The organism is Streptomyces sp. NPDC014907 (assembly GCF_055562975.1).
Window position 1 is genome coordinate 121,164 of sequence record NZ_JBVHEG010000010.1, and the last position, 12,511, is coordinate 133,674.

Annotated in this window: 13 protein-coding genes; 10 read left to right on the forward strand and 3 right to left on the reverse strand. The window is 76.4% G+C overall.

What is annotated here, in order from left to right; genetic code table 11:
- Window positions 1–20: 20 nt before the first annotated feature.
- Both ACZ3IL_RS23705 and ACZ3IL_RS23710 read left to right on the forward strand, forming a co-directional pair.
- Window positions 21–602: a phage tail protein gene (locus tag ACZ3IL_RS23705; RefSeq protein WP_467393115.1), complete on the forward strand. Its 582-nt coding sequence runs from the start codon at window positions 21–23 to the stop codon at window positions 600–602.
- On the forward strand, window positions 595–1,875 hold the full coding sequence (locus ACZ3IL_RS23710; protein ID WP_467393117.1) for an NADase-type glycan-binding domain-containing protein: 1,281 nt from the start codon (window positions 595–597) through the stop codon (window positions 1,873–1,875). Before ACZ3IL_RS23705 ends, ACZ3IL_RS23710 begins: the two co-directional genes overlap by 8 nt.
- 27 nt (window positions 1,876–1,902) lie before the next feature.
- On the opposite strand, the gene ACZ3IL_RS23715 is transcribed toward ACZ3IL_RS23710, so the two are convergent.
- Together ACZ3IL_RS23715 and ACZ3IL_RS23720 are read right to left on the reverse strand one after the other, a co-directional pair.
- Window positions 1,903–2,445: a hypothetical protein gene (locus tag ACZ3IL_RS23715; protein ID WP_467393119.1), complete on the reverse strand. Its 543-nt coding sequence runs from the start codon at window positions 2,443–2,445 to the stop codon at window positions 1,903–1,905.
- A 324-nt stretch (window positions 2,446–2,769) separates the two neighbouring features.
- A complete protein-coding gene (locus ACZ3IL_RS23720; RefSeq protein ID WP_467393121.1) occupies window positions 2,770–3,450 on the reverse strand; it encodes an esterase/lipase family protein in 681 nt (226 codons plus the stop codon).
- 203 nt (window positions 3,451–3,653) lie between these two features.
- On the opposite strand from ACZ3IL_RS23720, the gene ACZ3IL_RS23725 reads away from it, so the two are divergent.
- The 4 genes from ACZ3IL_RS23725 to ACZ3IL_RS23740 all read left to right on the forward strand — a co-directional run bounded on the left by ACZ3IL_RS23725 (window position 3,654) and on the right by ACZ3IL_RS23740 (window position 8,707).
- The gene (locus ACZ3IL_RS23725) at window positions 3,654–6,425 is read left to right on the forward strand and encodes an AAA family ATPase (RefSeq protein WP_467393123.1); all 2,772 of its coding nucleotides are present in this window, start codon (window positions 3,654–3,656) and stop codon (window positions 6,423–6,425) included.
- 213 nt (window positions 6,426–6,638) lie between these two features.
- Window positions 6,639–7,256 carry a hypothetical protein gene (locus ACZ3IL_RS23730; protein WP_467393125.1) on the forward strand — a complete coding sequence of 206 codons (618 nt, stop codon included), beginning with the start codon at window positions 6,639–6,641 and terminating at the stop codon, window positions 7,254–7,256.
- Window positions 7,257–7,532: 276 nt separating this feature from the next.
- Window positions 7,533–8,045 (forward strand): sortase, encoded by a 513-nt coding sequence (locus ACZ3IL_RS23735; protein ID WP_467393127.1) that lies wholly within the window; start codon window positions 7,533–7,535, stop codon window positions 8,043–8,045.
- Window positions 8,046–8,107: 62 nt separating this feature from the next.
- Window positions 8,108–8,707, forward strand: a complete 600-nt coding sequence (locus tag ACZ3IL_RS23740; RefSeq protein ID WP_467393129.1) for a class F sortase — start codon at window positions 8,108–8,110, stop codon at window positions 8,705–8,707.
- Between the two features lie 366 nt (window positions 8,708–9,073).
- On the opposite strand, the gene ACZ3IL_RS23745 is transcribed toward ACZ3IL_RS23740, so the two are convergent.
- The gene (locus ACZ3IL_RS23745; RefSeq protein ID WP_467393131.1) at window positions 9,074–10,228 is read right to left on the reverse strand and encodes an acyl-CoA dehydrogenase family protein; all 1,155 of its coding nucleotides are present in this window, start codon (window positions 10,226–10,228) and stop codon (window positions 9,074–9,076) included.
- A gap of 115 nt (window positions 10,229–10,343) precedes the next feature.
- On the opposite strand from ACZ3IL_RS23745, the gene ACZ3IL_RS23750 reads away from it, so the two are divergent.
- From ACZ3IL_RS23750 to ACZ3IL_RS23765, 4 genes are all read left to right on the forward strand, one after another.
- A complete protein-coding gene (locus ACZ3IL_RS23750; RefSeq protein ID WP_467393133.1) occupies window positions 10,344–10,949 on the forward strand; it encodes a TetR/AcrR family transcriptional regulator in 606 nt (201 codons plus the stop codon).
- 233 nt (window positions 10,950–11,182) lie between these two features.
- On the forward strand, window positions 11,183–11,875 hold the full coding sequence (locus ACZ3IL_RS23755) for a TNT domain-containing protein (protein ID WP_467393135.1): 693 nt from the start codon (window positions 11,183–11,185) through the stop codon (window positions 11,873–11,875).
- On the forward strand, window positions 11,872–12,114 hold the full coding sequence (locus ACZ3IL_RS23760) for a hypothetical protein (protein ID WP_467393137.1): 243 nt from the start codon (window positions 11,872–11,874) through the stop codon (window positions 12,112–12,114). The genes ACZ3IL_RS23755 and ACZ3IL_RS23760 overlap by 4 nt, the downstream gene beginning before the upstream one ends.
- A 145-nt stretch (window positions 12,115–12,259) precedes the next feature.
- Window positions 12,260–12,484: an EF-hand domain-containing protein gene (locus tag ACZ3IL_RS23765; protein ID WP_467393139.1), complete on the forward strand. Its 225-nt coding sequence runs from the start codon at window positions 12,260–12,262 to the stop codon at window positions 12,482–12,484.
- Window positions 12,485–12,511 lie beyond the last annotated feature (27 nt).

Here is a 12,511-nt window from a genome sequence, read left to right on the forward strand (position 1 = left end):
GCGGCGCCCCGGGGGGCCCGGTGAGCGGTTCCGCGCGGGGTACGGTCCCCGGCCTCGCGACCCCGCACCCGCTGGGGGCGGTGCTGCCCGCCGTCTACGCGGAGGACGACTTCGGGCAGCGGTTCGTGTCCGGTCTGGACGTCGTCCTCGCCCCGCTGTTCAACGTCCTGGACTCGCTGGAGGCGTACTTCACGCCCGCGCTCGCCCCCGCCGACTTCGTGGACTACCTGGCGACGTGGGTCGGCGCGGAGCTGGAGGGCACCGAGCCGCTTCCGCTGCGGCGGCACGCGGTCGCCTCGGCCGTGGCGCTGCACCGGGTGCGCGGCACCCGCCAGGGGCTCGCGGCGGCGGTCCGGCTCGCCTTCGGCGTCCCGCCGGAGATCACCGAGAGCGGCGGGGCGAGCTGGTCCGCCCGTCCGCTCGGCCCGTTCCCCGGAGAGCCCGTGGCCGGGCTGCGCGTCGTCCTGCGGACCGCCGACCCGGCCTCCGTCGATCCGCAGCGGCTGCGCGCGGTCGTGGCCGCGGCCCGCCCCGCGCACCTGCCGTTCACGGTCGCGGTGACCACTTCCCGTACGCCCGAAGGAGCCCGACCCCATGAGTGACACGCCCGCGTCCCGCCCCTGCCCGGACTGCGCGAGTCCGGTGCGCGCGCGGAACCAGTCGTTCTGCGACAGCTGCGGGGCGTTCCTGCGCTGGGACACCCCGGCGGCGACGCCCCGCGAGGAACCGGAACCCGCCCGCCCGGCGGCGGGCACGGCGGACGCCCCGGCGACGGCCCCGGGGAACGGCGCGGCGGCGGGCGGCGCGGACGGCCCGGCGACGGCCTCCCCGGCGTCCGCCTCCCGTCCCCCCGCTTCCCATCCTGCGTCCGGTCCCGCGATCGGTCCCGACGAGGACACCGCTTCCCTGCCCGTCGTGGACCCGGAGGCGGGGGCCCCGGCACGGGAGGCCGGGCGGGGCTCCGCGGGGGAGCCGGCCCCGGACACGGCGGCACCCGCCCCCTCCGGGCCTCCCGCGCCCTCCTCCTCGTCCCCCTCCGACACGGTGGCCCGCTCGCTCCTGGTCCCGGTCCCGGGACACCGCCCCCAGGAACCGGCGGTCGCGGCCCCGGTGCTCCCGGCGCGCCCGGAGGCTGCGCGCCCGGTGGTGCGGGCGGCCGACACGGCGACCCCGGTCCCGGGCGGCCTCCCGTGCCCGGCCTGCTCGCTCACGAACACGCCCGGCCGGCACTTCTGCCGCTTCTGCGCGACGCCGATGGTCCCCGAGCGGCTCTCCACGGCCGAGGGCCCCTACGCGGGCCGGCGCCCCGGCCTCGCCCGCGACCGGAGCCGCTGGATCGTCCGCGCCCTGGTCGCCGTGGGGATCGCGACCGTGGTGACCGCCGGGGTGATCGGCGGCCCGCCGGCCGCCCGCGCGGTCCAGGACCACTTCGCCACCCGGGTCCCCGTCCACCCCGTCTCCTGGACGGCTTCCCACTCGGCGCCCGGCCAGGACCCGAAGCTGGCGGGCGACGGCTACTCCAACACCTGGTGGGGGACGGGGTACGCGGGCGACTCGGCGGGCCAGTACCTGGAGGCGGCTTTCGCGGAACCGACCGACCTGCTGAACCTGCTGATCACCCCGGGCAGTTCGAAGAACACCACGCAGGCGGACGGCCAGGCGACCCCGCGCACCTTCGAGCTCGTGGTCAAGGACGCGTCGGGCGAGGTCCACGTCTTCCAGCGCCTCGTCAACGACGGCGGGACCCAGCGCGTCGACCTCCGCGTCCGCGACGCCCTCTCGGTCCGGCTGGTCCTGCGCACCGCCTGGCGGGCGGACCCCCGCAAGCAGGTGGCCGTCGCGGAGCTGGAGTTCTTCGGCCGGTCGGTCTCCTGAGGCGGGACGGAGCGGGGGCCGGGGGCGTCACTTCCAGACGGCGATCGGGTCGCCCTTGCGGGAGGCGGGCACCCACTCGACGTGGGTCGGGCCCTTTCCGTCCTCGTCGGTGAGGTAGACGGTGCACGACGTGTAGGTCTTGCCCTTCGGGGCGCCGCCGAAGTCCTTCGTGTCCGTGTCGCCGGCGCCGCACGGCTCGAACTCCGGTGCCACCCTCATGGTGACCTTGCCGTCCGCGCCGACGGTCGGGGTGGGGAAGCCGGGCCGGATGCTCAGGGCCGTGAGCCGCCGCTTGTCGCTCCTGACGTCGAGGTCGGGCCACTCGGCGGCCCCGTCCGCGGTCTTGGTGACGCGGTAGTGGACGTAGTACGGCGTCCGGCCGGCGTACTTCCCGGGGTCCCGCAGCACCGACAGGTCGTCGGCGTCGCCCTGCTCCACCTTCAGGACGGTCACTTCGAGATTCTCGCCGGTGGCCTTCCCGCCGTAGGAAAGTTCCTGCCCGGAGGAGCAGGCGGTGAGGAGGAGGGCGGAAAGGACGAGCGGGGCGGCGTACTTCGGTCGGATCTTCACGGGTGGTTCCTCTCGGAGCGGGTCGTGCTCCCGCGGATCTCCCCGCGGCGCCGGCACGGCGTCACCCACTCTGCCCCGGGCCGCTGCGGGGCGGATGAAATCCCGCTGAAGGAGAGGAACGGCCCTCCCCCGGACCGCCCTGTCCCGCCCCGGAACCCGCGCGCCGCCGAGCTGCCGGGCCACCGGGGGAACGGGGAACGGAACGCCGACGGGCCGGGGGGCGGCCCTTTCGGGACGACCCCCCGGCCGTGCGTCGCCCGGTCACCGGTGGCGGGCGACGCGTCCGGCCGCCCGGTCACCGCTCCGGGAGCCGGGGCGGGCGGCTCAGCTGTCGAGGAAGTGCTTGACGGCCCGGAAGGTCGACACGTCGGCCAGGAAGCCGAGGTGGGTCTGGCAGAGGAGCCGGTTGTTGACGGCGCCGGCGAGCGGGGTGCTGGTGTAGGGAAGGATGACGCCGTCGCAGGGCGAGTACCAGGTGGCGTACTTGGTGTCCCCCGGGGTCTCGTCGCCCTGGTTGAGCGTGGCCAGGAAGGCGGAGCCGGGGTACATCTCCACGCAGGACAGGTTCACCAGACAGGCGCCGGCCGCGGTGGTGCCGTGGTTGGCGCCCGCGAGGGAGACGAGGTGGCGGACGCGGGGCTGGCCGCCGAGCTTCTTCACGTACCAGTTGCTGACCAGGCCTCCCATGGAGTGGTTGACGATGTCGACCCGCTGCGCGCCGGTGGCGGCGAGGACCTGCCCCACGTACGCGGACAGGCCGGCCGCGCTGGTCGCGTTGGACTGCGTCCAGTTGTACTGATAGGCGAACAGGTCGCCGTCGGAGTAGCCCTCGGCCTTGAACACGGCCCGCGCGGTGTCCCAGTTGCCGGCGTTGCCGCTGAATCCGTGGACGAAGACCACGGGGGTGCGGCCGCTGGTCGCCGCGCCGGCGGGGGCGGCCATCCCGAACACGGCGAGTGCCACGGCCGAGAGCGTGGCGAGCAGGATCGTACGGAGGCGTCGCACGGGTGACTCCCTTCTCGTTGTCCCCGGACGAGGGGACGGTCGGAAGGAGTGTGCGGGGGCCCGGTGCGCCGCGGACCGGTGGAACCACCAGTCTTCCGCCGGGCGCGGCGACGGCACGCCCCGGGACCGGGAGGTGCGGCGGGCCCCCGCCGACTCCCTGCCGTTCCCTTCCGTTTCGGCGGGCGCCACCTCACACTGCCGTCATGGACAGCGACAGGAACGCGTCCGTCCGCCTCCACGGGCGCGCCGGGGAGCAACGGGCACTGCGCGACGCGATCGCGGGGGCGCGCGCCGGGCGGGGCGCCGCCGTCCTGGTGACGGGCGCGCCCGGCGCCGGGCGCTCGGCGCTCCTGGCCGACGCCGCGCGTTCGGCGGCCGGATGCGCCGTGCGCCACGTCGGGGGCGTCGCGTCGGAGACCGCGGTGCCGTGGGCGTGGTGCCAGCGTCTGCTGCTGCGGCTGGACGAGGGTCCGCCGGCGCCGTCCGGGAGCGACGCGGAGGTCCTGGCCGGGGTCCTGGCGGGCCGGTGCGCGCCGGAGGAGGTGCTCGCGGTGGCCTCGGCGCTGCGCCGGGCGACGGCGGCCGCCTCCGCCGGGCGGCCGCTGGTGCTGTGCGTGGACGACGCGCACCTGCTGGACCACGTCTCCCTGCGGGTGCTGGGACTGCTGGCACGCCGCGCGGGGGCCTTGCGGGCCGCCCTGCTGCTCACCGCGGTCGCCGGGCATCCGGCCCTCGCGGACCTGGACGGGATCGACACGCTGCGGCTGCCCCCGGTGGACGGGACGGCGGCCCGCCGGCTGCTGGCGGACGCGGCGCCCCCGGGCCGGACGGCGGGCCTGTGCCCGGCGGCCGAGGCCGAGGTGCTCGGCCTCGCGGCCGGCAATCCGCTGGCGCTGACCGAGCTGGCGGCCGTCGCCCACGCCGACGGCCGCCGCGGCCCCCTCCGTCTGCCGGCGGACAGCCGGTGGCGGGCCGGCCACGGCCTCCGCTTCCGCCAACTGCCCGACGGGGCCCGCGCGGTGGTCGCCGCCGTCGTCGTCGGCGGCCCGCTCGGCCCGGACGTGCTGCGCGCGGCCGTCCGCCGGGCGGGGTTCGGCCCGGACGCGATCGACGCGGCCGGGGCCCGCGAGCTGATCGTGACGCGGGACGACGGCACGGCGGCCGTACCGGGCCGGCTGCTGCGCCAGGTGCTGCGCGCGGAGATCCCGCTGGCCGAACAGGACGCCGCGCACCGGCTCCTGGCCGGGTGCCTCGATCCCGACAGGTCCCGGCCGCGCCGCGCGCTGCACCGGCTGGCCTGCGGCACCGGTACCGCCGAGCAGGACGCGGAGGGGCTGGAGCGGGCGGTCGGGGAGGCCGGGCACGGGACGGCCGGGGAGGTGCTGGAGGACGCGGCCGACTTCGCGCCGCGGCCGGAGGTGCGGGAACGGTGGCTGACGCTGGCGGCCCGGCACGCCTTCCTGGCCGGCGAACCCGCCCGCACCCGGAACCTGCTGCGCCGGGTGCCGCCGCACGGCGTGCCCGAGGGGGTCCACGCGCTGCGGAGCCTGGTCGAGGGCGAACGCCTGCTGCGCGACGGCGCGCCCGCCGAGGCGTGCCGGGAGCTGACCGCGGCGGCCGACCTGCTCCTGGCGGAGCGCCGGGAGCCGGCGGCGCGCGCGCTGATGCTGGCCGGTGAGGCGGCCTGCCTCGCGGGCGACTTCGCCGGGTACTTCACGCTGGCGCGGCGGGTGACGCTCCTGCGGCACGACGGCGACGCGCCCGTCACGCGTCTGGTCCTGGACCATTTCGCCGGGACGACGGCGACCCTCGAAGGTCGGCACCGGGAGTCGGTCCCGGCGCTGCGGCGGGTGATGCGGCTGGCGGAGACGATCCCGGACCCGTACTGCGCGCTGTGGGCCGGGCAGGCCGCCTACACCCTGGGCGACGCCGCCCGCGCCCACGCCTTCGCCGCCGCCGCGGCGGACCTCGCCCGCCGCGAGGGCGCGCTCTCCCTGGTGCCCGCCGCCCTCGTGTACCAGGCCCTCGCCGCCCTGCTGACCGACCGGTGCGCGGCGGCCGAGGAGACCGCCCTGGACGGGCTGCGGCTGGCCCGCCGGACGGGGCAGCGCAACCTCGCCGTGGATCACCTGGCGGTGCTCGCGCTGGTGTCGGCGCTGCGGGGCGACGGTGACGGTACGGCGGTCAGGCTGCGGTCCATCACGCGGCAGGTGTCCGCGCGGGGGCTGGGCCGGCCGGCCGCGTTCGGCCGCTGGGCGTCCGCGTGCGCCGATCTCGCGGACGACCGGCCCGCCGACGCGCTGACCCAGCTGGCCGGCATGGCCCGCGCCGCCGCGGGCAACCAGACCAACCTGCTCATCCGGCAGCTCGCCACACCGCATTTCGTGGAGGCCGCGGTGCGGTGCGGCCGGGACGCCAAGGCGGCCGGGGCGCTGCGTTCCTACCACGCCTGGGCGGCCAGCGGGACGAGCGCCGCCCGGCTCGCCCTGGCGCACCGCTGCCACGGACTGCTGGCGCGTGACGACGCGGCGGCCGACGAGCAGTTCCGGCAGGCGGCGCGGCTCCACCACCGTGACGGGGCCGCCCTGGAGCTGGCCAAGACGGAACTGTTCCACGCCCATCGGCTGAGGCGCGCCCGCAAGCCCCGTCCGGCACGCGAGCTGCTGCGGGAGGCGCTGGAGATCTTCCAGCAGTTCGGTGCGGCCTCCTGGGCGCGGCGGGCCACCGCGGAACTCCGCGCCACCGGGGCCCGCACGCCGGCCCCGGCCCGCGCGGACGGCGGCGGGCCCGGAGCGGGCGCCGACCTGACGCCGCAGCAGACGCGGATCTGCGAACTGGTGGCCCGGGGCGCGACCAACCAGGAGATCGCCGAGGTGCTCATGGTCAGCGTCCGCACCGTCGAGTACCACCTCCGGAACGTCTTCGCCCGGCTCGGGGTGCGCTCCCGCATCGAACTGGCCGCCCACTTCCGCTGAGACGCGCCCGGACGACGCCGGACGACCGGCTCCCCGGCCGGCGGCCCGTCCCGCAACGGGCCGCCGGGCACCGCTCCCTCCCCGCCGCGCGGCCGGGCCCACCGCGGTACGGGAGGGGAGGACCGGGCGTCGGGACGGTTCGGCGGAAACGATCGTGTGGGGCCCCGCGGGAAATGGATCTTCGCCCACCGCCGGCTGTGGCAAGGTGCTCACGTGTCCAGCCCCCTCGCGTACCCGGTCTTCCGCACCACCGACCCGGTACTGGCGCTGCGCGTGGCGCGCCGGCTCGTGGCGGTGGGCGACCTGCGGTACGCGGAGGTGTCCGTGGACGTCGAGCTGCGCACCGTCCCGGAGGTGACGCGGATGCGCGAGGCGCTGCCGGACGCCTGGTTCCGGAAGGAGGACGTCGAGGGCTGGGCGCGCGACCCTTCCGACCCGACGGGTCTGTACGGCGGAGTCCACGCGTCCGGGCTTTCCACGGACCCGGACTTCCTCTCCTCGCACCTGCCGCTCCGGGCGTCGATGGAATACCGGCCCGTGGGCAGCGTCGAGGAGGAGTTCACCGCCCTGGTGGGCCCGAACGCCGGCGAGATCTGGTGGTCCAACCTGATCTGGCCCGGCGTACCGGACCGCGGCATCCGCGGCGAAGCCGACAACGCCCGGGTCTCTCTGCTGTTCAACTGCCGGGACCAGGACCTCGACCGGCGCTCCGACGACCACACGGTGCTCGTCCACGTGCGGCGCGGGGACCGCGGCGGGTCCGGGGAACGGCAAGCCTCCTGGCTGGCGGAGCGGATCGGCCGGCGCGTCATCGGCCCGCCCCAGAGGTGACCCCGCGCCCGGCCCGGGGCCCGTCCGGCGGACCGGGGCCGGTCGGGCCCTCACCCGTTCATCCCCCGGACACGGACGCTTCCGGTACGGCGGTTCCACCGCCGTGACCTGCGGCGACGACGGCACGGACGGCGGACGGGCGGCCGACCGGGCGACACCTCCCGGCGCCGCTCGTGTTGCGGTGATCAACGGCGGGCCTTTCCCTCGTGCTCGGAGCCCAGCACAGGAGCCGCGCGGACGAACCGGGCGGGAATCGCTCCGTCCGAGGAGAAAACCATGCGTCTCGCCCGTACCGGTGCCACGGCCGTCCTGATCGCCGGCGCCCTGGTCCTGCCCGCCTCCACCGCCGTGGCCACCGGGGGTGGGGCCACCGCGTCGGAGGACGTCCGCGTCGCTCCGGGGACGGCCTCCCCCGGCAGTACCGTCACCGTCAGCACGACGGCCTGCGGCAAGGAGACCTACGGCAAGGGCGAGTCCGTGGCGGGCGGCGCGTTCCACCTGCTCCCGGGCGACCGGAAGGGCGTCCTGACGGGTGAGTTCCGGCTGCCGAAGGACGTCTCCTCCGGTACGGACACCGTGACGCTCAAGTGCCCGCCCCGGAAGAAGATGACCGCCACGTACCGGATCTCCGGCCGTCCGAAGGGCGCCGTCGACGCCGGGTTCGGCGGGACCGCGGGCAAGGAGAGCGAGTCCGGTGCCGGCTGGCTCCTGGTGGGCGCGGCCGTCGCGGCCGGAGCGTTCGGGCTGCGCCGGCGCGCCACGGGCGCGGGCGCGGGGAACCGGGCCTGACGCGGACCGGCGGCCCGCGCCCGCGGTACGTCCCGCTGCCGGTCTGGGCCGCGCTCGCCGGGGTGCTGCTGCTCGTCGACACGCCGGCGGGCCATGACGCCCCGCCGCCCGTCGCGCAGGTCCCGCCGCGGGAGGCGCGGGCCGCCGGGGCGGGCGTCCCGGGCCGCTCCGGTTCCACGGCCGAGCCGCTTCCCGCGTCGGACCCGGTACGGGTCCGCATCCCGCTCATCGGGGTCGACGCCCGGCTGATGCGCCTCGAACTGGACGGGGAGGGAAGGCTGGAGCCGCCCCCGCCGAACCTCCCGGACCTCGCCGGCTGGTACGCCCGGGGAACCCCGCCCGGATCGGCGGGAACGGCCGTCCTGACGGGCCACCTGGACACCCCGGCCGGCCCCGCCGTCTTCCACCGGCTCGGGACCCTGACGCGGGGCGCCGGAATCGCCGTCGAACGCGCGGACGGCACCACGGCCCTCTTCACCGTCGACGCGGTGGAGGAGCACGCCAAGGACCGCTTCCCCGACGACAGGGTCTACGGCGGCTCCGGCGGCCCGGAACTGCGGCTGATCACCTGCGGCGGCGACTGGTCCGGCGACACCGGCTACCGGGCCAACACGGTCGTCTACGCCACCCTGACCGGCACAGACCGAGCCCACGCGGACTGAGACCGCATGGACCGGGCCCGCGTGGACTGATCCCGCGTGGACCGGGCCCGCGCCGACGGGCCCTCCCCTGGTGGAGGGCCCCGGGGCCCTTCCGGCGGATCTGGTGGGCCGTCTCCCGAACGGCCCCGACGCGCCCGTGTCCCGGGGGTGTGCTCGATCCGCCGTCGTCGCGGACGGCGGCGGTCACGGCGCGAGCCGTGTGCCTCGCCGCCGGGGCGGGTCGGCCGGGTGCGCGTCCGCCCCCGTGCGGGCGGGGAACGCGGACGCGCTTCAGGGCCCGGGTCCTCTGCGGTGCGCCGCCCCGCCCGCCGGGCGTGACGCCGGTCCCCGGGGCCGGGAAGGCCCCACCGGGACCCCGTCGGCCCGCTACTTCTCCGCCCGCACCAGCCCCCGGCTGATCACGAGCCGCTGGATCTGGTTGGTCCCCTCGAAGATCTGCATGATCTTCGCCTCGCGCATGTAGCGCTCCACCGGGAAGTCGCGGGTGTAGCCGTAACCGCCGAGGACCTGGACCGCGTCCGTGGTGACCTTCATGGCCGTGTCGGTGGCGATGAGCTTGGCCGCGCTGGCCTGGCGGCTGAAGGGGCGGCCGAGGTCGCGGCGGCGCGCCGCGTCCAGGTAGGTGGCGCGGGCCGCGTCGACGGCGGCGGCCATGTCGGCGAGGAGGAAGCCGAGGCCCTGGTGGTCGATGATCCGGCGGCCGAAGGTGGTCCGCTCGTTGGCGTGGGCGACGGCGGCGGCGAGGGCCGCCTGGGCGAGGCCCGTGGCGCAGGCGGCGATGCCGAGGCGGCCGTTGTCGAGGGCGCTGAAGGCGATCTGGAGGCCCTGCCCCTCCTCGCCGACGAGGCGGTCCTCCTCGATGAGGGCGCCGTCCCAGTAGGCGGCGGTGGTGGGGACGGCCTGGAGGCCCATCTTGCGCTCGGGCGCCCCGAAGCTGAGGCCTTCCGCGGTGCCGGGGGCGAGGAAGCAGGAGACGCCGCGGTTGCCGGGGGCCGTACGGGCGAAGAGGGTGTAGAAGCCGGCCCGGCCGCCGTGGGTGATCCAGGCCTTGGTGCCGGTGACGCGGTATCCGCTGCCGTCGTCCTGCCGCTCCGCCTTGCAGGTGAGGGCGGCGGCGTCGGAGCCGGCCTGCGGCTCGGAGAGGCTGTAGCCGCCGATGGTCCGGCCCTCCAGCATCGCGGGCAGCCAGCGTTCCTTCTGCTCCGGGGTGCCGAAGGCGTGGAGGGGGTGGCAGGCCAGCGTGTGGACGCTGGTGGCGACGGCCACGGCCGCCCAGCGCGCCGCCAGCTCTTCCAGGACCTGGAGGTAGACCTCGTAGGGCTGGCCCCCGCCGCCGTACTCCTCGGGGTACGCGAGGCCCAGGAGCCCCGCCTCCCCGAGCTTCGCGAAGAGCCCTTCGGGATAGGTCTCGGCAGCCTCGTGCTCGTCCACCCGGGGAGCGAGTTCCTTGTCGGCGATCTCCCGGGTGAGGGCGATGAGGTCCGCGGCTTCGGGGGTGGGAAGCAGGCGGTCGACATCCATGGCGACTCCAGCGGCGCGCAAAGTGGTACTGGCAGAGGTACTGCAGTACCGCTGAGAGTAGCGCAGCCGGGAGCCGCCGCAACCCCCCGGAACGGCGGCCTGGAATACTGGCGGGGTGATCGAGACCTCCGCCGCCGACACCCCGCACCTGACGGGCCGCGGAGCGGCACGCCGCTCCGCCCTCTTCGAGGAGCTGGTCGCCCTCCTCGTCGACGAGGGCTTCGCCCGGCTGACGCTCGACGATCTCGCCGCCCGCCTGCACTGCTCGAAGCGGACCCTGTACGGCCTGGCCGGCAGCAAGGAACAGCTGGTCCGCGCGGCGGTCGTGCACTTCTTCCGGCGTGCCACGGCCCGCGTCGAGGCCGTCCTCGCGGCCGCCACCGGCCCGGCCGAACGGCTCGCCGCCTACCTGCGGGCCGTCTCGGCCGAGCTGGCGCCGGTCTCGCCGCGGTTCTTCGACGACGTGGCGGCCTTCGAACCGGCGGCCGAGGTGTACGAGCGCAACACCCGCGCGGCGGCCGGGCGGGTCCAGCAGCTCATCGAGGAGGGCGTGCGGACCGGCGTCTTCCGCGAGGTGCACGTGACCTTCGCGGCCGACGTCATCTCCTCCGTGATGGTCCGCATCCAGCGGCGCCAGGTCGCCGCCGCGACCGGCCTGGCCGACGCCGAGGCGTACGACCAGCTGGCCGAGCTGCTCCTCAGCGGACTCCGCAAGACCTGAGCCGGGCCCGGGACCCGGAAACGGCCACCCCGTAAGCCCCCGCACCGGCCCCGGAACACCTCGCAGGCCCCCGCACCGGCCCCGGAACGCCCCGGACGGACCCCGCCCCGCCCGAACGACCCGCACCCCGGTCCGAATGGCCGGTTTCCACCCCGCCCCCTCCGTCACTCCTCGCGCCCGCTCCACTACGTTGTGTCGCACCCCTGGCCGTTCCGTCCCGAGGAGACCTCCGCGTGGAGCACAGCCGTACCGTCCTCAGAATCCGTGCCGTCCTGGCCGCCACGGGCGTCACCGCCGCCCTCACGGCGGCCCCCGCCGCGCAGGCCGCGCCCGCCGCGTCCGCCGGGGAGCACCGGGCCGCGCCGCACGCCCCCTGCACCGGGGAGTTCGGGGGCGACGCCCGCCTCGGACCCCGGTACCTGCCGAAGAAGAACCAGAAGCCGGTCGGACCGCTGCTCGACGGGTACCACCGGACCGGGAAGCTCTCCCCCGCCGCCTTCCTCAAGAAGTACTGGGAGGGCCCGGCCGGAACCGGGAGCTGGAAGTACCCGCCGAACGACGGCTTCGGCGAGGTCAACGGCGAGGTCGACAAGTCCCCCGAGGTCCTGGTGCGGGGCGAACGCCTGGACCGCTTCGGTTCGGAGTACGGGGGCTACCTCGCCCCCGCCGGCGACGCCTACGCCGAGCGGGCGCTGCCCCCGCAGAACCTCAACACCCGTGACGCCGCCTTCCCCTGCGACTACCACCTGTACGAGGTGCGGCGGGCGTTCGTGGCGTGGGAGGGCTCCATCGCCCCCTGGTTCGAACAGCCGGGCGGCGGCCGCCAGATCAAACTGGACCCGGCCTTCCTGGACCCGGGCGAGGGGCAGCGCCTCGACGTGAAGTGGCTCCTGGACCACGGCTACCTGGCGCGTGTTCCCGCGTGACCGGCCTCCGCGCGCTGGAGCGGGCGCTCGACGAGGCCGGTGTGCCCGCCGGTTACTACTGGATCGAGGGCGTCCACGAACCGTCCCCCGTCCCGACCGACTTCGCCTATCTGCGGAGGGCACCGGACGGGAGCGGCTGGGAGACCGGGGTGTACGAGCGGGGCGCGTACGAACCGGTCGCCGTGCACCCCGCCGAGGCGGACGCCTGCGCCCACCTCAGGACCCTCCTGGGCGTCTGACCCGTCCGGGAAGGGCCGCCGGGGCGGCGGACCCCCGTCGCGCGCCGGACGGTGCCGCTCCCGGGCGGCACCGTTTGGCGCGTGCGGGGAACGGGCAGCCGGTCCGCATCCGGCGACGGGACCGGAGCGACGACGAGGAGACCGCATGAGCGACGGGGGCGCGCCGACGGAAGTCCGCGCGGTGTTCGGGGAGTTCGACACCGACGACGACTGGCGGCTCGATGTGGGCGAGTTCGGCCGTGCCGTGAGGCGGCTGACGGGGCGGGACCACGACGACGAGGCCCTGCGGCACCTGTTCCGCAAGGCCGACGTCGACGGCGACGGCCTGGTGACGCTTCCCGAGTTCGAGGACTGCCTGAAGGAGCTGTGACCGCCGCGCCGGCCGGGCGGGAGCGGC

Excerpts from the sequence above, each read along its gene's own strand:
- ACZ3IL_RS23735 (WP_467393127.1), top strand. The coding sequence starts at position 7,533 with ATGCGTCTCGCCCGTACCGGTGCCACGGCCGTCCTGATCGCCGGCGCC.
- ACZ3IL_RS23710 (WP_467393117.1), top strand. The coding sequence starts at position 595 with ATGAGTGACACGCCCGCGTCCCGCCCCTGCCCGGACTGCGCGAGTCCG.
- ACZ3IL_RS23765 (WP_467393139.1), top strand. The coding sequence starts at position 12,260 with ATGAGCGACGGGGGCGCGCCGACGGAAGTCCGCGCGGTGTTCGGGGAG.
- ACZ3IL_RS23745 (WP_467393131.1), bottom strand. The coding sequence starts at position 10,228 with ATGGATGTCGACCGCCTGCTTCCCACCCCCGAAGCCGCGGACCTCATC.
- ACZ3IL_RS23725 (WP_467393123.1), top strand. The coding sequence starts at position 3,654 with ATGGACAGCGACAGGAACGCGTCCGTCCGCCTCCACGGGCGCGCCGGG.